Genomic DNA, 18,172 nt, shown 5'->3' on the forward strand with positions numbered 1-18,172 from the left:
AACTACAGCCCCCCGACGAGGAGATAGGCAGCGGCCAGTTCCGTGCGGGCCATGAGGGCGGCCACCTTTCCGCTCAACGGTGTCGGGGCATCGCCGACAGGGTCCCGACCACGGTCAGTGATCCACTCGACGTCCGGGAGCGGGCCCGCGGCCAGCCGGACGAGCTCCTCGTCCGCGCCCAGCACCATACCTAGATGTCGAACAGGCTGGTCCTGCCGCGGTCCGTCCAGCTCCTCGTCGTGGAACAGACCCGCCAGCGGATCCACCGGCGACCGTCCCTGGGCGCGTTCGGCGCCGGATCGCACCGCGTCGGTGATGGAGGCCGCGGCGGTGATTCTGCCGGCATCGCAGAACGCGGCCACGGCGCGGTCACAATAGGCCGCGGACACCGGGTCCGAGTGGATCCACACGAGGGGATCCGAGCCCGCTACCGAGGTGGCGAGCAGCTTCGCGGGGTTGACCGGGGTCGCCAGATCAGGCCCGAGGCTCTCCAGTTCCAGGTCCACGGCGTCGGCGGCCCGGCCCACATCCAGACCACGAACTCCCAGTGCGGACAACACCGCCATCCCGGAAGCGAGGTGACGGAGCACTCCGCGGTGCGGTGGCAGATACGGAAGGGGCTCGAGCCACGAGGCGAGGCCTCGACCGGACTCGCCGACGGGCCCCTCCCGGGGGACGTCCACGATCACGGCCGAACCTCTACCGGCCGCCGCATCGATCGCCCTGGACAGTGCCGGATCACCGGCGTCGTCACCCGACACCAGTACGACGTCAAGAGCGCCGACCCATGACGGAAGTGTGTGGGAGAGCACCAGGGGCGGGGCGGCGGGACCGTCCACGGACTCCATCAGCGCCGAGACCACCGCGGCGGCTTGTCGGGCCCTCGTCGAACGACCGGTCACCCACACCATCACGCGCGGGCGAAATCCCGTGAGTGAGTCGAGGACTCCCGCGCCGGCGGCCGTGGCGACGGCACGCAGCTGTGCTCCCGCCATGGACGCGTGAAGGAGTGCCCCGGTCGCGTCGGCGGCGCGGAGGGCATCCGCGTCGTCCAGATCGACCCGGCCAGCCGTAGCCTCGCTAAACAAATCAGGCACGGACGATCGAGAGGACCTCGTCGACGATCTCGTCGACGTCCTGCTTTGTCGGGGCCTCGACGTTGAGGCGCAGCAGCGGCTCGGTGTTCGAGGCCCGGAGGTTGAACCACGATCCGCCGCCCAGGTCCACCGTCACGCCGTCAAGGCGGTCGATGGAGTCACTGCGGTCCGTGAACGCCGTCAATACGGCCTCCACGCGGTCGGCCTGCGCGTCGGCCGAGTCCAGGGTGGAGTTGATCTCGCCGGACGCGGCGTAGCGGGTGTACTGGTCCATCAACTGCGACAGCGTGCCATCCTGTCCGCCGAGCGCGCCGAGCACGTGCATCGCCGCGAGCATGCCCGAGTCGGCACCCCAGAAGTCACGGAAGTAATAGTGGGCGGAGTGCTCGCCGCCGAAGATGGCACCGGTGTCCGCCATCTGCGCCTTGATGAAGCTGTGGCCCACGCGCGTGCGGAGGGCGACCCCACCCTTCTCCTCGACGAGCTCCGGCACGGACCGGGAGGTGATGAGGTTATAGATGATTGAGGCTCCCGGCTCCTTGGCCAGTTCACGCTCGGCCACCAGTGCGGTGATGGCCGACGGCGCCACGGGCTCGCCTCGCTCGTCGACCACGAAGCACCGGTCGGCGTCGCCGTCGAACGCCAGACCGATGTCGGCCCCGCTCTCCCGGACGAGCGCCTGCAGGTCAACGAGGTTGGCCGGCTCCAGTGGGTTCGCCTCGTGATTGGGGAAGGTGCCGTCGAGCTCGAAGTACAGGGGCACGATCTCCAGCGGGAGTTCACCGAGAACCGCGGGGACCGTGTGCCCACCCATGCCGTTGCCGGCGTCCACAGCCACCTTGAGCGGACGGATGTCAGACAGGTCCACCAGCTCGCGCAGATACTCGCCGTATCCGGTGAGGACGTCGCGCTCGGTGGCCGTTCCGGCCGTCCCCGGGTGCTCGGGGACCCCCCCGGCGACTTCGTCTGCGATCACCTGCAGTCCGGACTCCTGGCCCACCGGTTTCGCCCCGGCGCGGCACAGTTTGATGCCGTTGTACTGGGCCGGGTTGTGGCTGGCGGTGAACATGGCGCCTGGGCAATCGAGCAGACCCGAGGCGAAATAGAGCTGATCGGTGGACGCCAGACCAATCGTGACCACGTCCAGACCCTGTGCGGTGACGCCCTCGGCGAACGCCGCCGACAGCGGCGGAGAGGAGTCGCGCATGTCGTGGCCGATCACCACGGTGTCGGCGCCCTCCGAGCGCATGAGGCGTGCGAACGACGCGCCGACCTCGCGTACGAAGTCCTCGTCGATCTGTTCACCGACGATCCCACGGACGTCGTAGGCCTTGATGACTGCTCGGACGGACTCGGCGCTGCGTGCCACGTGCTGCTCCAGGGATGTGAGACGGGGTCGGTCATGATCTCTCGTGACACTACCTGCGCCCGTGGCATGGCGGACATCTTCGCCGGTGAGTTCAGCGGCCGGTGGGACCCGAATCACCATTGCGGACACCGGAAGCTCCGGCGCCGGGCCCTTCGCTCTCCTGCGATTTCGGCACGACTCGAAGGTGAGGGCGCCCGGTGGAGGTGTCTGCCGCGGCGTGTTCCATGACGGGGCCGGGGTCGGAGACGCCCAGGCGGCGCAACCGGTCGGCGTCCACGAGCGCGGCACCTGTTCTACGGCCGCCGATGGGGCCCCCGGCTACGGCGTCGAGTAGGGCGGTCAGGTCCGAATCCTGCGCGGAGGTGTCGATATCCGGATGGCGGACCATGTCCCATCCCCGTGGGGCGGTGATGCGCAAGGCATGAGCTGCGCAGAGATCCCACGCATGCGGCTCCCGGACGGCGGGCAACGGGCCGATGACGGCCGTTGAATCCGCATATACATAGGTGAGCGTGGCCACCGCACGATTAGGACATCCCGGGCGGCAGCAACGACGGTTCTCACTCACGATGCCCCAGCGTAGCCCGCCGCCCGTGAGAATGCCCCGCGACCCGCCCACTCCGGTGCGACGCCGCCTGCCTCAGCGGGGCTATCCTCGCGCCATGACTCCGATCGCCCCGGTTCCAGGACGGCCGCCCTCAGGGACCTCGATCCCCGGTGCAGGTCAGACCGACGTGGCGGCAGGCAGTCGGATCTCCGTGCGCGAGTTCCCCGGTGATCCCGGTCGCCGCGGGCCGCGGATCGTCACCTCGCGCCGCGCCGAGCGGCGCGGGCACGGACCCCGTGGCCCCATCCTCCCGCCGGAGGTACCGCGCTGGCGCAGCCGCTCGGCCGAGTTCGACGCCGCTTCCCTGGAAGCCTTCGCGGAGATCGACCAGTTCTGGCACTCGCGTCTCGTGCATCTCGATCTCGCCGTGGACATGGTGCCGCGAATGCGTCTGCGACCGGGCGAGACGTGGCCCGAGGAGGTCGTGGCCGACGGTGACGTCCCACTCGCGCGCCTCGTGCCCGCCGGGGTGGACCGTTCCGGACAGCCCACACGAGCCCGGCTTGTGCTGTTCCGTCAGCCCCTCATCCGGCGGGCACCGGACGGCGATGACCTGCGCGATCTGGTGTATTCCGTATTCGTTGAGTTGGTCTCCCAACACCTGGAGATCTCCCCTGAGGAGGTCGAGTCCGGCCCGGACGAGCACTGACCGGGGCCCCTTTGACGAGCATTGACCGCCCCGGATAAGGACGGTCAGTCTGGGCGAGATGATGGTCTGGGGATTCGGGGAACGGGCTGGAGACCGCCCGGTCCGCTGAGCCGCCCGCGCGGGACGGCCGCGGGTCACATGACGGCTTCGCGTTTGATGCGACGTCGCTCGCGCTCGGAGAGGCCGCCCCAGATGCCGAAGCGCTCGTCGTTGGCCAACGCGTACTCCAGACATTCGGCCTTGACCTCGCAACCGGTGCAGATCTTCTTGGCTTCGCGGGTCGAGCCACCCTTTTCCGGGAAGAACGCCTCCGGATCGGTCTGCGCACACAGAGCGCGGTCCTGCCAGCTCTCCTCCTCGACCTCGTCGAAGAACGCGCCAGCGCCGAGGTCGACCAAGGCCAGTTCCGGTCCCGCCACAGTGCGTGACTGTCGATCCACGGTCATCCCTTCGTAGTGCGTACTCGTCGCTCGGCCATCCCGGGCCTCAACGGGCCACCCCCCTGGGAATGACACACCTGTGATTACACACATGCAACTCGCGCAGGTCAAGCGAAATCGAAGATACCTAGCATTTCCCTATGACAGGAATGCCCGTGACACGCTGAGGAAAATGTGGCGTGCGACACCTGGGGGTAGGCCTCTCGGGCCGCGCCACACCCTTCATCACTACTCTTGGGGACCGTGAAGATCTGTGTTCTGGCCGGTGGCGTCGGTGGCGCCCGCTTCCTTCTCGGCGCCCGCCGCCTTCTCGGGCTCGACCCCACCACCTCGGACGGTGCCGCCGCGAACGGGGGCACCCGAAACACCGCCGACTCCCCGCATCAGATCGACGCGGTGGTCAACGTGGGCGACGACGCATGGATGCACGGCGTCCGCATCTGCCCCGACCTCGACACCTGCATGTACACGCTCGGCGGCGGGATCGACCCGGAGCGCGGCTGGGGCCATGCAGACGAGACCTGGAACGCCCGCGACGAACTGGCCGCGTACGGCGTGCAGCCGGACTGGTTCGGCCTGGGAGACAAGGACCTGGCCACACACCTGGTCCGCACGCAGATGCTCGATGCCGGCTACCGCCTCACCGACGTCACCGCCGCCCTGTGCACGCGCTGGTCCCCCGGGGTCGGCCTGCTGCCCGTGACCGACGAACGCTGCGAGACGCACGTCATCGTTACCGATCCCCCGACCGCCACCATCAACCCGGAGATCGCCGGGGACGACTCCGGTCCCGGCCCGCGCGCCATCCACTTCCAGGAGTGGTGGGTGCGACACAAGGGCCAGTTGCCCGCCACCGGCTTCGTGCAGGTCGGGGCAGATTCCGCCAAACCCACACCCGAAGCCCTCGAGGCGATCGCGTCGGCCGACCTCGTCGTCGTCGCCCCTTCCAACCCTGTGGTCTCCGTCGGGGCGATCCTCGCGGTGCCCGGTATCCGCGCCGCGCTGCGGTCCACACCCGCGCCAGTGGTCGGCGTCAGCCCCGTGATCGGCGGTGCGGTCCTGCGTGGCATGGCCGACGCGTGCCTCACCGCGATCGGTGTGGAGACCGACGCGCTCGCCGTGGCCCGACACTTCGGAGCCCGGTCCGGCACCGGCCTGCTCGACGGCTGGCTGGTCGCCCCCGGCGACGGCCCCACCGACGGCACCAACATGATCGACGGAGTCGCCGTACGCGAGGCACCGCTGCTCATGACCGACCCCGACGCCACGGCCGAGATGGTGGCCGCCGCCATCGGACTCGCCGGCCTCACGGTTCCCGCCCGGGACGTCGGATGACCGACGGCGCACTCCCCGAGATCCGCCGCTGGACCGCCGAGCACGCCGCCCCGTCGGACGTGACGATGTGGGCCCCCGATGGTCTCCCCGAGTTCCGGCCCGGCGACGATCTAGCGGGATCCCTCGCCGCCGCGCTCACCGCGGATCCACACGGTCTCGCCGACGGCGACGTGGTGGTGGTGACCTCCAAGGTGCTGTCCAAGACAGAGGGGCGGATAGTGACCGCGCCCACCGACCCGGTTGAGCGCGATGCTCTGCGACGACGTCTCGTCGACGACGAATCCGTGCGCGTTGTGGCCCGGGTCAACCGGACGCTGATCACCGAGAACCGGTTGGGGATCGTGCAGGCCGCCGCGGGTGTGGACGGCTCCAACGTGGAGACCGGTGAACTCGCGCTGCTACCCGAAGACCCCGACGCCTCCGCCGACGCCCTCGTGCGGCAACTACACAAACTCACGGGTGCGCGCGTCGCTGTGGTCGTGACCGACACCATGGGTCGGGCGTGGCGCACCGGCCAGATCGACATGGCGATCGGAGCCGCCGGCCTGCGCGTCTCGGTGGGCTACGACGGTGCCGTGGACCGCCAGGGCAACGAACTACTGGTCACCGACGTGGCCGTGGCCGACGAGATCGCCTCAGCCGCAGATCTGGTCAAGGGCAAACTCGGTGCCCGGCCGGTCGCGGTGGTGCGGGGCCTGGGCCACCTGTTGCTCGGCGAGGCCCGGGACGACGACGAGAACGACGTCCCCCGGCGGGCCCGCGACCTGGTCAGGGACGGCTCGTCGGACCTCTTCCGCCTGGGCACCGTCGAGGCGCTGGCGCAGGGCCGCCGCGAGGCCGTTCCCGGGCGCCGCTCCGTACGGATATTCTCCGACGAGCCCGTGCCGGCGGAGGCGCTGGCCGAGTCCGTCGCCGACGCCCTGACCTCGCCGGCGCCGCACCACAGCACGCCGATCCGGTTCGTCCGGGTGTCCGGTGACGCGCGGAGGCGTCTGCTCGACGCCCTGCGCACTGAGTGGGAACGCGATCTGCGGGCCGACGGACACACCGGTGAGGTCCTGCGTCGACGGCTGGGCCGAGGCGACCTGCTGCGCACCTGCCCGGAGTTGATCCTGCCGTTCGTCGACGACGCCGCCGGAGCGCACGACTACCCCGACGATCGCCGCAACTCCTGCGAGGAGACCATGTTCACCGTCGCGGGCGGTGCCGCGGTGCAGTCGCTCCTGGTGGCCCTCGCCGCGCGCGGTCTCGGTTCGTGCTGGGTGGGCTCGACGATCTTCGCCGCCGACACCACCCGCCGCGAACTCGACCTACCGAGCTCGTGGCGGCCACTGGGTGCCGTGGCCGTGGGGGTTCCGGCCGCCCCGGTCCCGCCGCGCGCGTCCCGGTCCGCCGGGGACGCCTACATATCGGTGGAGTAGCGGATCCCGCCGTCGGGGATCTCCACGCCCGGCCACACGCGGGCGCCGCGGAGCAGCTCACAACGGGCACCCACCACGGCGCCGTCGCCGATCACCCCGTCGCGGACCAGTGCGCGGTGGCCGATGACGGCTCCGAAGCCGACGATCGACCGCTCGACCGTCGCCCCGGCCTCGATGCGGGCGCCGTCGAACACGACCGCACCGTCGAGTCGGGCCCCGGCCCCGATCTCGGCACCCCGACCGACGACCGTGCCGCCCACCAGGACCGCACCGGCCCCGATACCCGCGCCCTCGTGCACCAGGGCCTCCCCCGCGTGGCCTTCCAACGCCGGTGAGGGCGCGATCCCGCGCACCAGATCCGACGACCCCCGGACAAAATCCTCCGGGGTGCCCATGTCGCGCCAATACGCCGAGTCCACGAAACCGTAGACCCGCTTGTCCTCGGCCAGCAGTTGGGGAAACGTCTCGCGCTCGACGGAGACGGGGACACCAGCGGGGATCTGCTCGATGAGCTCACGTCGAAAGACGTAGCAGCCGGCATTGATCTGGTCCGTCGGCGGGTCTTGCGTCTTCTCCAGGAATTCCTGCACTCGGCCGTCGTCGTCGGTGGTCACACAACCGAAGGCTCGAGGATCCGACACCCGCACCAGATGCATGGTCAGGTCCGCGTTCTTGGCGTGATGCATATTGATGACCTGCCGGAGGTCGGTGCCACCCAACACGTCGCCGTTGAACACCAGGACCGTCGACGCGGTGAGCTGGTCCAACACGTTCCGGATCCCGCCACCGGTGCCCAGGGGCTCGGTCTCGACCACGTAGGAAAGCTCGAGATCCAGGTCCGAGCCGTCGCCGAAGTACTCCTCGAAGACCTCCGCCTTGAAGGACGTCCCCAACACGACGCGGCGGATGCCGGCGGCCCGGATCCTGGACAACAGGTGGGTCAGGAACGGCAGTCCCGCGGTGGGCAGCATCGGCTTGGGCGCCGAGATGGTCAGGGGTCGCAGGCGGGTGCCCTTGCCCCCCACCAACACCACCGCTTCGGTATCCGCGAGCAGATCGTGGCCGTTCGCGGCATTGTCGGGGGTCGTCGAGGTCACGTTGTTCGCTCCCGCTGTCAGGGGCCGTTCCGACCCGCACACTCGCGCGGACCGTCGGGCCGGTGGTAGGACTTTTCTCGTCAGCCGGACTCAGCGCAGTGCGCGCTCGGCGGATCGGATCGCGAGACGGCACCTGAGCTCGAGACCCGCTCTGAGGGCCCAGCGTATCGGGGCCTGCCATGCGTGCGGGTGCCTGTCCGCCTGGAACAGGTAGGCGCTCCGATGGTGCGCCCTCAGCGTGAACTCCGGCACCGTCCTGGCCGCGTGCCCCTGGTCATGACGGATCACCGACGAAGGGACGTACACGTTCTGCCAACCCGCGCGACCGAGCCGGTCGCCCAGGTCCACGTCCTCCAGATACATGAAGTAGCGCTCGTCGAACCCGCCGACGGCGTCAAAGGCGTCGCGACGCAGGAGCAGGCACGACCCCGAGAGCCACCCGGCGGCCCTCTCCGAGTCCATGTCATCGTCGTCGAGATACCGCGCTGTCCAGGGATTGCCCCGCCACACGGGGCCCAGCACCGCGTGGCCGATCCCCGCGCGCAGACGCGGGATCGCGCGCGCGGACGGGTACACCGACCCGTCGGCCTCGGCGATGCGCGGGCCGAACGCGGCTCCCCGGGGCCATCGCTCGGCGGCTGCCAGCAGCGCGTCGATCGATCCCGGTTCGAAGCTCACATCCGGGTTGACCACCAGGACGTAGCGCTGGTCGAAATCATCGGGGCGTCCGGAGATCTCGGTCACCGCGCGGTTGATGGCTGTTCCGTAACCGAGGTTCCCGCCGGTCGGGAGGAACTCGACGAACCGGTGCTCGGCCGCGGCCGCCTCGGGAGCGCCGTCGGTCGACCCGTTGTCCGCCATCACCAGACCGACGTGCCGCGTGGTTGCCGCGGGCAGTGATCCGATGAGGGCGCGAAGGTGGTCGCCCGGCGAGTAGGTCACCGTCACGACGGGGAGTCGGGTCGTCACGCGAAACACCCTACGACGCGCGCGTCCGATTCCGACGCCCGGCACGCGGCGCGGTACCGTGGGATCATTATCGGCGGTCCTCTAGGCCCGCGGGCCGCCCCGGCGGTAGCACCCCGTGGGCTCGCCCCTCCCTCGTCGGAGCGGACCGGCCGCCCAGATTCGACGACAAGGACGGTGGATGAGCGCCGAGCAGCCCGCGACACCCCGTCGCGCCCCCGGCCGGACACGGGGTCGACGCCACGCACCGTCTACACGCCCGATGGCCTCCCGGATCGCCCGCATCATCGCGGCGCTCGTCTCCGCGTTCTGTCTCCTGGTCACCGGCATCGGTTGGACACTCTTCAACGGTCTCAACTCGGACCTGTCGTCGGCCGGCGGCCTCAACGTAGGCGACGGTGGCCTCGACGGTGCCGTCGACATCCTCCTGGTGGGCACCGACAACCGCACCGACGCCCAGGGCAACCCGCTCAGCGAGGAAGAGCTGGCCACCATCCGCACCGGCGACGAGGAGGGCGAGAACACGGACACGATCCTGCTCATCAGGATCCCCGAGGACGGCAGCTCCGCCACCGCCATTTCCATCCCTCGAGATGTCTACGTGGAGACCAACACGGTCGGTGGCAGCAAGATCAACGGCGTGTACTCCGCCAACAAGGAGGCCTACCTCGAGCGGGCGATGGCCTCGAGCCCCGATGGCGAGATCACCGAGGACGACCAACGGAACGCGGTCAAGTCCGGCCGCAACGGATTGATCGGCGCGGTCCGCGACCTCACCGGGGTGGAGGTCGACCACTACGCCGAGATCGGCCTGCTCGGCTTTGTCTTGCTCACCGACGCCGTGGGCGGCGTGCCCGTCTGTCTGACCGACGAAGTGGATGAGCCGCTGTCCGGGGCGAAGTTCCGCGCCGGTGAGCAGACCGTGTCCGGATCGGACGCGCTGAGCTTCGTTCGCCAGCGCCACGACCTGCCGGCGGGCGACCTCGACCGCATCGTGCGCCAGCAGGTCTTCATGTCCCAACTGGTCAAGAAGATGCTTTCTGCGGGCACCCTCTCGGACCCGGGCAAGCTCAGCGCCCTCGCGGGCGCCGCCAAGCGCTCCTTCGTGATCGACGAGAACTGGGACTTCGTGGACTTCGCCATGAAGCTCCAGAACATCAGCGGCGGCAACGTGCGCTTCGAGACCATCCCGGTGACCAGCATCGACTCGTTCACCGAGTGGGGCGAGTCCATCGTGACAGCGGACCCCGATCAAGTCGCCGAATTTGTGGCCGGGTTCGCCAGCACCGAGGGCATGGACGAGGGCGCTGACCAGACGCCCACGGACGCTCCAGGCTTCGACCCGGCGTCTGTGACGGTATCCGTGGTCAACACCACCGCGATCGACGGGCTTGCGGCCCAGGTGTCCGGGGCACTCACGGAACTCGGCTACGCCTCGGGGGACATGCTCACCGACCCCGCCGCGGCGTACACCTCGCACGTCGCCGCCAGTTCGTCCTCTGACGCGGACGCCATGGCGGTGTCCGATGCGCTCGGCGGACTGCCGGTGCAGGTCGATCCGGCCCTTCCTGCGGGATCGGTACGGGTGGTCCTGGCCGACGACTACAGCGGCCCCACCGGCGAGGCCATTGCCAGCGAGTCCTCCTCCCCCGGCACCACCACCTACGCGCCGCTGCCGCCGTCCATCGCGGAGCGTCCCACCTTCGACGCGGGCGGCTCGGACATACCCTGCGTCAACTGACCCACCACGCCCCCGGAGGCTGATCCAATGAAGACCGCCGCAGACACCGTGTTCCAACCGCTCCTCGCGATCGATCCGGGGGCGCCGATGATCACCCATTACGACCAGGCGGCCCCCTCACGGATCGAATTGTCCGTGACTTCGACCGCCAACTGGGCGGCCAAGATCGCGGGCATGTTCCGCGATGAGCTGGGGGTGATGCCCGGCGACAAGATTGTGTGCGACCTGCCCGCCCACTGGCTCACCGCCGGTGTGCTGACCGGCGCCTGGTGGGCCGGGGCCGAGGTCCTCACCGAGCCGGCTGATGACGCCGTTGCCGTCGTCACCGTCGCCGACCGGTTGGACCACCACTCGACCGACGTCGAGGCACTCCTCATGACCACCGACCCCATGGGCCGTCCACTGTCGTCAGCCGGCGTCGACGTGCCACCCGGTGTCACCGATCTCGCCGAGGCATGCCGGATCCACCCCGACTCGTTCGTTCCCTCCGGCACAGGTGGATCCGCCGCGCTCGACGGGAAGACCCTTCAGGACCTCGTGGATCCCGCGCTGGCGGGACGGGCGCTCGTGGCAGGCAGTCAGCGCGGCGACGTGGTGTCCGTTCTCGCGCGCGTCTTCGCCTCCGGAGGCACGGCGGTACTGGTCACCGGTGCCAGCGCGGACGACCCCTCGGTCGCCGACCTGGCGGCGACCGAGCGGACGACGCTCACCCTCTAGACCGTCAGGACAGGACCTGCCGGGCCATGACCATGCGGCACACCTGATTGGTGCCCTCGTAGATCTGTGTGATCTTGGCGTCGCGCATCATTCGCTCAACGGGGAAGTCGCGCGTGTAACCGGCACCGCCGAAGAGCTGCACCGCGTTAGTGGTGACCTCCATCGCCACATCCGAGGCAAAGGTTTTGGACGCTGCCGCCATGAAACCCAGCTTCTCGCCCCCGGGCGCGCTGCCGCGCTCGGCGTTGGCCGCGGCCGTGTAGACCATCAAACGGGCGGCCTGCACCTTCATGGCCATATCGGCCAGCATGAACTGCGTGTTCTGGAAGTCGGAGATTGCACGGCCGAACTGCTTGCGCTCCTTGGTGTAGGCCACCGCTGCGTCAAGCGCACCCTGAGCGATGCCGATAGCCTGCGCACCGATGGTCGGACGGGTGTGGTCGAGCGTCTGCAGTGCGGTCTTGAAGCCGGTGCCCGGCGCGCCGATTATCCGGTCACCCGGAATGCGGACGTCCTCGAAGTACAGCTCCGCGGTGGGCGAGCCCTTGATGCCGAGCTTCTTCTCGGTCTTCGAGACGCCGAAGCCCTCGTCGTCGGCGTGCACCATGAACGCGGAGATGCCGTTGGCACCCTTCTCCGGGTCCGTGACGGCCATCACGGTGTACCAGGTGGACTTGCCGCCGTTCGTGATCCACGCCTTGTTGCCGTTGAGGATCCAGTCGTCGCCGTCCTGACGTGCGCGGGTGCGCATCGCGGCGGCGTCCGAACCGGCTTCACGCTCCGACAACGCGTAGGAGGCCATCTTGCCCTCGGCGATCTCGGGCAGAACCTTCTTCTTGAGGTCCTCGCCGCCGGAGAGGATCAGGCCCATTGTGCCGAGCTTGTTGACCGCGGGGATCAGCGAGGACGAACCGCAGACACGGGCGACCTCCTCGATGACGATGCAGGCCGCTACCGAGTCGGCACCCTGGCCGCCGTACTCTTCCGGGACGTGCAGGGCGTTGAAGCCCGAGGCGTTGAGCGCATCGAGAGCCTCCTGCGGGAACCGCTCCTGCTCATCGACATCGGCTGCGTGCGGCTCGATCTCCTTCTCGGAGAGAGCGCGGATCGCGGCCCGGAGCTCCTCGTGCTCCTCCGCCGGGCGGTACAGGTCAAAGTCGGGGTTGCCGGACATATGCGGGCCTCCAAGGGGATTAGGGTGCGGTTCGCGCGGGCCGCCGGACCGGGGTCGTCCGCCGTGATGACTGCGCGTTGACGCCATTATCGTCGGCTCGGCCCCGGGTAGGCACCCAGGCGTTCAAGTTACCAACAGTTAACCGGATTCCCCGCTCCGCCGGAGTCACGCTTTCCGCATCCCGGAACGTGGCCCGCCGGATCAGCCGAGCAGGGTCTGCCGCAACGCGGCATCCTTGCGCTCCACCATCGCCTCGAGCTCCGCCTGGAAGGTCTCCATCCGCTTGAGCAGATCGGGATCGGACGTCGCGAGGATCCGCACCGCCAGGAGTCCGGCGTTACGTGCGCCCCCGATCGACACGGTGGCCACGGGGACCCCTGCCGGCATCTGCACGATCGACAGAAGTGAGTCCATCCCGTCCAGGTACTTGAGCGGCACCGGGACGCCGATGACCGGCAACGGCGTCGCCGAGGCGACCATCCCGGGCAGGTGCGCGGCGCCGCCTGCCCCGGCGATCACCACCCGCACGCCCCGGCCCGCGGCCGAGCGCGCATAGTCGAGCATCTTCTGCGGTGTGCGGTGCGCGGAGACCACACCCACCTCGAACGTGACACCGAACTCGGCCAGCGCCTCCGCGGCCGCCTCCATGGTGGGCCAGTCGGAGTCGCTACCCATGATCAGACCGACCTGCGGCCCGCCCTGTCGCGCGGTCATCTTCATGCCTTTCGTCGTGGTGGGTTAGCTCAGCGTTCGTAGTCCCCGACGGCAGCCCCCGTGTGGGGGTCCCAGCCGTCGGCCCACTCACCGTGCGAGAGCCAGTGGGCGGCGAGTTCGGCCACAGCGCGGACGGTGGCGACCCGGTCGGAGTCGTCGGGATCCACTCCGGGATCAGAGAGGACGTTGACGTGCCCGAGCTTGCGGCCCGGACGCTCTGACTTGCCGTAGAGGTGAACCCGCGCGTGGGGGAACCGGGCGCCTAGATGGTGGACCCGCTCATCCATGCTCATCGCAGGAGCGTCGGGCGCGCCGAGGACATTGGCCATCACCGTGACCGGTGCCGTCGCGACCGTGGAGCCCAGCGGGTAATCGAGCACGGCCCGCAGGTGTTGCTCGAACTGGCTGGTGACGGCGCCGTCCATGGTCCAGTGGCCGGAGTTATGGGGGCGCATAGCGAGCTCGTTGACCAGCACCCCGGGCCTGCCGTCGGCACCGATGACCTCGAACAACTCCACCGCCATAACGCCGGTCACGTCGAGGTGCTCGGCGAGCCGCAGCGCGGTGGCCTGCACGGCCGAACGCAGGTCGTCGTCCAAGCCGGTCGCGGGAGCCACGACGACCGCGCAGATGCCGTCGCGCTGGACGGTCTCCACGACTGGCCACACGGCGCCCTGTCCGTAGGGCGACCGTGCGACCATCGCGGACAGTTCACGGGTCCACGGCACGCGGGCCTCCGCCATCATCGGCACGCCCGCCGCGAGTTGTTCCCCGGCGATCCGCTCGGCCTCCTCAAGCGAATCCGGCATCCACACACCGCGGCCGTCGTAGCCGCCGCGCGCCGATTTGAGGACGATGCGCCCCTCCTGCTCGCCGTGGAACCGGCGCACGTCCTCCAGTGAGTCGATGCCGGTGAAGGGCGGGACCGGGGCCCCGATCTCCGCCAGGGCACGTCTCATCACGAGCTTGTCCTGCGCGTGGATCAGCGCGGACGCTCGGGGTCGCACGGCAACGCCGTTCGCCTCAAGTTCCAACAGGATCTGCGGTGGCACGTGTTCGTGGTCGAAGGTCATGACATCGGCACCCTCCGCCGCGGTGCGCACGGCATCGGGGTCGTCATGAGCACCAATCACCACGTCCGGTGTGACCTGTGCGGCCGGGTCCTGAGGGTCCGCAGCGAGCACGCGCAGACTCTGCCCCAGTGCCACGGCCGCCTGGTGGGTCATACGGGCGAGTTGTCCCCCACCGATCATCGCCACGACGGGCGTACCGAGGGGATTGCGGCGAATGCGCGAGTCGTCGTTCACGCCGTCCATGTTCTCACGTCTGACGGTGTCCTCACCTACGCCCCGGGAGGCCCCAGCGAAAGCGGGGCGCCGGCGACAGCGGGGCGGGAGGCGGCGGGGGCGGCAGTCGAAGCAGTTCGTCGTAGACGGCGGCGTGCACGCGAGCCACCTCGGGTACGTGATCGATCTCCACCGGTGGCAGGTGCCCGAGCTCGAGTATGAGGCAACCCGTGCCCAGCGCGCGGTCGGCGAGCGTGTGGCGGAACCGGACGGCGCTTATCCGTCGTAGCGGCACGTCCACACATCTCCGAGTGGAGCCCGCGGGACGGTAGAGGACACGTTCGTCGGTCACCACCAGGTCGGTGCGGGCCCAGCGCACTGCCGGCCAGACCCCGAATCGCAGCACGATGAGTGTGTACAGGCCCGCCACCATGCTCCAGGTGGCCGTGCGGTCGCCCGGGTGCACCACCTGGACCTCGATGAACCCACCGGCGATCCCGGCCAGGCCGGCCCCGATGATCCCGACCAACGCGGGCCGCACCAGCCGCCGCCAGTGCGGGTGGGTGTGGACGATGAGCGCCTCGCCCGGGGCGAGGACCGACCTGACGAACCCCACCGTTCAGCCGCCCCAGCGGCCGCCGGCGCCACGGATGTGGGTGACGTCGCCCGCGGCCACGGCGAACTCGCCGTCGGTGTCGACGACGACGAGACGGCCCTCCCGATCGATCCTGTCGGCGCGCCCGGTACGCACGATGTCTCCGGGGAGTTCGACGCGTACATCGGCGCCGATGGTGGAACAGGACCGGGTGTACGCCGCCATCAACTCGTCGGAAACCGTTGATCCGCTCCCCCGTTCGCACTCCCGCCACTGCTGGTGGCGCAGGGCCAGAGATTCGAGCACCGCACGGGCCACCGCTTCCCGGTCTACAGATCCACCGCTGAGTGCCAGTGAGGTGGCGTGCGGCACCGGCAGTTGCTCTGCGGTAAGCAAGACGTTGATCCCCACGCCCACCACCACGGCGGGCAGTCGCACCGAGAAATCCCCGCCCCCCGGGACCGTGGTCATCTCGGCGAGGATCCCCGCTATCTTCCGCCCCCCGACCAGGACGTCGTTGGGCCACTTGAGGGTGGCGTCCACTCCGCCGGCCGCGCGGAGACCGTCACGCACCGCCAGCCCCGTCGCCAGGGGCAACCACCCGAAGAGCGTCGGCGAGACGGCGCCCGGGCGAAGCAGGACGCTCAATGCAACCTGGGTGCGCGGTGGCGCCGTCCATAAGCGCCCGAGCCTTCCGCGGCCGGCAGCCTGGTATTCCGCCAGCAGAACGCTCCGATCCGGCGCTCCCCCGGCCGCCCGCGCCATCAATTCCGCGTTGGTGGAGCCGATCTCGTCCACCACCTCGAGCGAGGTGTACGGCGCGCCCGAGGCTCCCACCAGCGCGTGACGAAGCGCTTCGGCGTCCAGCCCGGGCGGGAAATCGGTTCCGTGATCTGCGTGCACGAGGTCCAGAGTAGGTCGCTGGCCCGACATCTGGCGGGGTCGACGTCGGGGGAGTACGCCGGGTCACATCGCCACGACGCGGGAAGAGTCGTTAGAGTCTTGCAACATGACGACTGCCTCAGAACCGGATGTCGGCGTCGACGTCCAGACGGACTCCGCGACACCCGACATCCACACGACCGCCGGGAAGCTGTCCGAACTGCGTCGCCGCCTCGACGAGGCCCGCGCCCCGATGGGACAGGCCGCGATCGACCGGACCCACGAAAAGGGCCTGATGACGGCCCGCGAACGGATCGAGAATCTCCTCGATCCGGGTTCGTTCGTCGAGATCGACGCGCTCGCACGACACCGCGCCACCACCTTCGGGCTCGCCGAGCGTCGTCCGCTGGGTGACGGCGTGATCACCGGCTACGGCACCATCGACGGTCGCAGCGTCTGCATCTTCTCGCAGGACGCCACCGTCTTCGGTGGATCGTTGGGTGAGGTCTACGGCGAGAAGATCGTCAAGGTGATGGACCTGGCCCTCAAGACAGGCCGGCCGATGATCGGCATCAACCACGGCGCCGGCGCCCGCATTCAGGAGGGCGTGGTCTCGCTCGGCCTCTACGGCGAGATCTTCCACCGCAACGTGCTCTCCTCCGGCGTCATCCCGCAGGTCTCGCTGGTCATGGGCCCGTCGGCCGGAGGCCACGTCTACTCCCCCGCCCTCACCGACTTCACCGTGATGGTCGACAAGACCTCGCAGATGTTCGTCACCGGACCGGACGTCATCAAGACGGTCACCGGCGAGGAGGTCACCCAGGAAGAACTGGGCGGCGCCAATACGCACATGACCAAATCGGGCGTGTCGCACTACACCGCCTCCGACGAACAGGATGCCCTGGACTTCGTCAAGGATCTGCTTTCCTACCTCCCCAGTAACAACCGGGCTGAGGCTCCGCGCTTCCCGTTCCCGATCGCGGAGGGAGCGATCGAGGACAACCTCACACTCGAGGACCACGAACTCGACACCATCATCCCGGACTCGTCCAACAGCCCGTACGACATGCATGAGGTCATCGCCCACATCGTCGACGACGGTGAGTTCCTGGAGATCCAGGGCCAGTACGCCATGAACGTGATCGTCGGCTACGGCCGGATCGAGGGTCGCAGTGTCGGCGTGGTGGCCAACCAGCCCACCCAGTTCGCCGGCTGCCTCGACATCAAGGCCTCCGAGAAGGCCGCCCGCTTCGTCCGCACCTGCGACGCGTTCAACATCCCGATCCTCACCCTGGTCGACGTCCCGGGCTTCCTGCCCGGCACCGGCCAGGAGTTCGACGGCATCATCCGTCGCGGCGCGAAGCTGCTGTACGCCTACGGTGAGGCCACCGTCGGCAAGGTCACCGTCATCACCCGCAAGGCGTACGGCGGCGCGTACGACGTCATGGGCTCCAAGCACATGGGTGCGGACATCAACCTCGCCTGGCCGACCGCGGAGATCGCCGTCATGGGTGCCTCCGGTGCCGTCGGGTTCGTCTACCGGCCGCAGCTCAAGGAAGCCGCCGCCAACGGCGAGGACGTGGACGCCCTGCGTCTCAAGCTGCAGGCCGAGTACGAGGACACGCTCGTCAACCCCTACGTCGCCGCCGAGCGTGGTTACGTCGACGCGGTGATTCCGCCCTCGCACACCCGACTGCAGGTATCGCAGGCCCTTCGCCTTCTGGACCGGAAGGTCGTCGAGGTGCCGGCCAAGAAGCACGGGAACATCCCGCTGTGACCGCCGAGCAGAACTCTGAGTCCACGGGCGGGACGGAGAAGCCCACGGCGCCGTTCTTCCGTATCGAAGGCGGCAACCCCACTCCGACCGAGGTGGGAATCCTGTCGGCCGTCTTCGCCACGGCACAGGGCAACGCGGCCCACCAGGGCGAGCGTCGGACAGGCATCAAGAATGACTGGGGTTCCTACGAGGACCGCCTGCGCCCGCCGTTCGGTTACAACCCGAGTTCGTTCCTCAACCGCCGGCAGTACTGACACGAGCAGATTCGCACCACCCCCGAGCGGTCTAGCACCACCCCACAGCCG

General features: G+C 69.2%; 18 protein-coding genes. 7 read left to right on the forward strand and 11 right to left on the reverse strand.

All coding sequences use genetic code 11. From position 1 onward, the window contains the following. Positions 1-2: 2 nt before the first annotated feature. The 3 genes from ON04_RS12765 to ON04_RS12775 form a co-directional block, all read right to left on the reverse strand. Complete coding sequence (locus ON04_RS12765; protein ID WP_010542016.1) at positions 3-1,097, reverse strand: hypothetical protein; 1,095 nt, start codon at positions 1,095-1,097, stop codon at positions 3-5. Next, a complete protein-coding gene (locus tag ON04_RS12770) occupies positions 1,090-2,466 on the reverse strand; it encodes a phosphomannomutase/phosphoglucomutase (protein WP_010542017.1) in 1,377 nt (458 codons plus the stop codon). The genes ON04_RS12765 and ON04_RS12770 overlap by 8 nt, the downstream gene beginning before the upstream one ends. Positions 2,467-2,557: 91 nt before the next feature. Beyond that, complete coding sequence (locus ON04_RS12775) at positions 2,558-3,085, reverse strand: DUF3499 domain-containing protein (protein ID WP_420795350.1); 528 nt, start codon at positions 3,083-3,085, stop codon at positions 2,558-2,560. A gap of 139 nt (positions 3,086-3,224) precedes the next feature. Between ON04_RS12775 and ON04_RS12780 the strand changes: the two genes are divergently transcribed. Next, positions 3,225-3,722, forward strand: a complete 498-nt coding sequence (locus ON04_RS12780) for a metallopeptidase family protein (protein WP_050815363.1) — start codon at positions 3,225-3,227, stop codon at positions 3,720-3,722. A 134-nt stretch (positions 3,723-3,856) separates the two neighbouring features. On the opposite strand, the gene ON04_RS12785 is transcribed toward ON04_RS12780, so the two are convergent. Further along, complete coding sequence (locus ON04_RS12785; RefSeq protein WP_029458394.1) at positions 3,857-4,168, reverse strand: WhiB family transcriptional regulator; 312 nt, start codon at positions 4,166-4,168, stop codon at positions 3,857-3,859. A gap of 237 nt (positions 4,169-4,405) precedes the next feature. Between ON04_RS12785 and cofD the strand changes: the two genes are divergently transcribed. Further along, a complete protein-coding gene (gene cofD, locus ON04_RS12790) occupies positions 4,406-5,497 on the forward strand; it encodes a 2-phospho-L-lactate transferase (RefSeq protein WP_010542021.1) in 1,092 nt (363 codons plus the stop codon). Beyond that, positions 5,494-6,918 carry a coenzyme F420-0:L-glutamate ligase gene (locus tag ON04_RS12795; protein WP_010542022.1) on the forward strand — a complete coding sequence of 475 codons (1,425 nt, stop codon included), beginning with the start codon at positions 5,494-5,496 and terminating at the stop codon, positions 6,916-6,918. The genes cofD and ON04_RS12795 overlap by 4 nt, the downstream gene beginning before the upstream one ends. On the opposite strand, the gene manB is transcribed toward ON04_RS12795, so the two are convergent. Together manB and ON04_RS12805 are read right to left on the reverse strand one after the other, a co-directional pair. Continuing rightward, the gene (gene manB, locus ON04_RS12800; protein WP_010542023.1) at positions 6,900-8,015 is read right to left on the reverse strand and encodes a mannose-1-phosphate guanylyltransferase; all 1,116 of its coding nucleotides are present in this window, start codon (positions 8,013-8,015) and stop codon (positions 6,900-6,902) included. The two genes, ON04_RS12795 and manB, sit on opposite strands and share 19 nt — an antisense overlap. A 90-nt stretch (positions 8,016-8,105) precedes the next feature. Continuing rightward, positions 8,106-8,984 (reverse strand): glycosyltransferase family 2 protein, encoded by an 879-nt coding sequence (locus ON04_RS12805; protein ID WP_010542024.1) that lies wholly within the window; start codon positions 8,982-8,984, stop codon positions 8,106-8,108. A gap of 178 nt (positions 8,985-9,162) precedes the next feature. Here ON04_RS12805 and ON04_RS12810 point away from each other — a divergent pair, with 178 nt between their 5' ends. Continuing rightward, a complete protein-coding gene (locus ON04_RS12810; protein WP_029458398.1) occupies positions 9,163-10,722 on the forward strand; it encodes an LCP family protein in 1,560 nt (519 codons plus the stop codon). A 27-nt stretch (positions 10,723-10,749) separates the two neighbouring features. Further along, entirely contained in the window at positions 10,750-11,439 is a 690-nt protein-coding gene (locus ON04_RS12815; protein WP_010542026.1) for a TIGR03089 family protein, read from the forward strand. Positions 11,440-11,443: 4 nt separating this feature from the next. Here the strand turns inward: ON04_RS12815 and ON04_RS12820 are convergent, their stop codons facing one another. The 5 genes from ON04_RS12820 to ON04_RS12840 form a co-directional block, all read right to left on the reverse strand. After that, positions 11,444-12,613: an acyl-CoA dehydrogenase family protein gene (locus ON04_RS12820; protein ID WP_010542027.1), complete on the reverse strand. Its 1,170-nt coding sequence runs from the start codon at positions 12,611-12,613 to the stop codon at positions 11,444-11,446. Between the two features lie 201 nt (positions 12,614-12,814). Next, the gene (purE, locus tag ON04_RS12825; RefSeq protein ID WP_029458400.1) at positions 12,815-13,327 is read right to left on the reverse strand and encodes a 5-(carboxyamino)imidazole ribonucleotide mutase; all 513 of its coding nucleotides are present in this window, start codon (positions 13,325-13,327) and stop codon (positions 12,815-12,817) included. A 29-nt stretch (positions 13,328-13,356) separates the two neighbouring features. Further along, positions 13,357-14,643 (reverse strand): 5-(carboxyamino)imidazole ribonucleotide synthase, encoded by a 1,287-nt coding sequence (locus ON04_RS12830; RefSeq protein ID WP_010542029.1) that lies wholly within the window; start codon positions 14,641-14,643, stop codon positions 13,357-13,359. A 22-nt stretch (positions 14,644-14,665) separates the two neighbouring features. Then, complete coding sequence (locus ON04_RS12835; protein WP_010542030.1) at positions 14,666-15,229, reverse strand: PH domain-containing protein; 564 nt, start codon at positions 15,227-15,229, stop codon at positions 14,666-14,668. Positions 15,230-15,232: 3 nt separating this feature from the next. Continuing rightward, positions 15,233-16,141 carry a biotin--[acetyl-CoA-carboxylase] ligase gene (locus tag ON04_RS12840; protein ID WP_050815353.1) on the reverse strand — a complete coding sequence of 303 codons (909 nt, stop codon included), beginning with the start codon at positions 16,139-16,141 and terminating at the stop codon, positions 15,233-15,235. 76 nt (positions 16,142-16,217) lie between these two features. On the opposite strand from ON04_RS12840, the gene ON04_RS12845 reads away from it, so the two are divergent. Both ON04_RS12845 and ON04_RS12850 read left to right on the forward strand, forming a co-directional pair. Then, on the forward strand, positions 16,218-17,867 hold the full coding sequence (locus ON04_RS12845; RefSeq protein WP_010542032.1) for an acyl-CoA carboxylase subunit beta: 1,650 nt from the start codon (positions 16,218-16,220) through the stop codon (positions 17,865-17,867). Beyond that, positions 17,864-18,121 carry an acyl-CoA carboxylase subunit epsilon gene (locus tag ON04_RS12850; protein ID WP_010542033.1) on the forward strand — a complete coding sequence of 86 codons (258 nt, stop codon included), beginning with the start codon at positions 17,864-17,866 and terminating at the stop codon, positions 18,119-18,121. Before ON04_RS12845 ends, ON04_RS12850 begins: the two co-directional genes overlap by 4 nt. The last annotated feature ends 51 nt before the right edge of the window (positions 18,122-18,172 follow it).

This window comes from Dietzia alimentaria 72 (assembly GCF_000226215.1).
GTDB classification, from domain to species: domain Bacteria; phylum Actinomycetota; class Actinomycetes; order Mycobacteriales; family Mycobacteriaceae; genus Dietzia; species Dietzia alimentaria.

Bases quoted from the DNA above. Each gene is read 5' to 3' on its own strand.
- ON04_RS12785 (WP_029458394.1), bottom strand. From the start codon at position 4,168: ATGACCGTGGATCGACAGTCACGCACTGTGGCGGGACCGGAACTGGCC.
- ON04_RS12795 (WP_010542022.1), top strand. From the start codon at position 5,494: ATGACCGACGGCGCACTCCCCGAGATCCGCCGCTGGACCGCCGAGCAC.
- ON04_RS12810 (WP_029458398.1), top strand. From the start codon at position 9,163: ATGAGCGCCGAGCAGCCCGCGACACCCCGTCGCGCCCCCGGCCGGACA.
- ON04_RS12815 (WP_010542026.1), top strand. From the start codon at position 10,750: ATGAAGACCGCCGCAGACACCGTGTTCCAACCGCTCCTCGCGATCGAT.
- ON04_RS12820 (WP_010542027.1), bottom strand. From the start codon at position 12,613: ATGTCCGGCAACCCCGACTTTGACCTGTACCGCCCGGCGGAGGAGCAC.
- purE (WP_029458400.1), bottom strand. From the start codon at position 13,327: ATGACCGCGCGACAGGGCGGGCCGCAGGTCGGTCTGATCATGGGTAGC.
- ON04_RS12830 (WP_010542029.1), bottom strand. From the start codon at position 14,643: ATGGACGGCGTGAACGACGACTCGCGCATTCGCCGCAATCCCCTCGGT.
- ON04_RS12840 (WP_050815353.1), bottom strand. From the start codon at position 16,141: ATGTCGGGCCAGCGACCTACTCTGGACCTCGTGCACGCAGATCACGGA.
- ON04_RS12845 (WP_010542032.1), top strand. From the start codon at position 16,218: ATGACGACTGCCTCAGAACCGGATGTCGGCGTCGACGTCCAGACGGAC.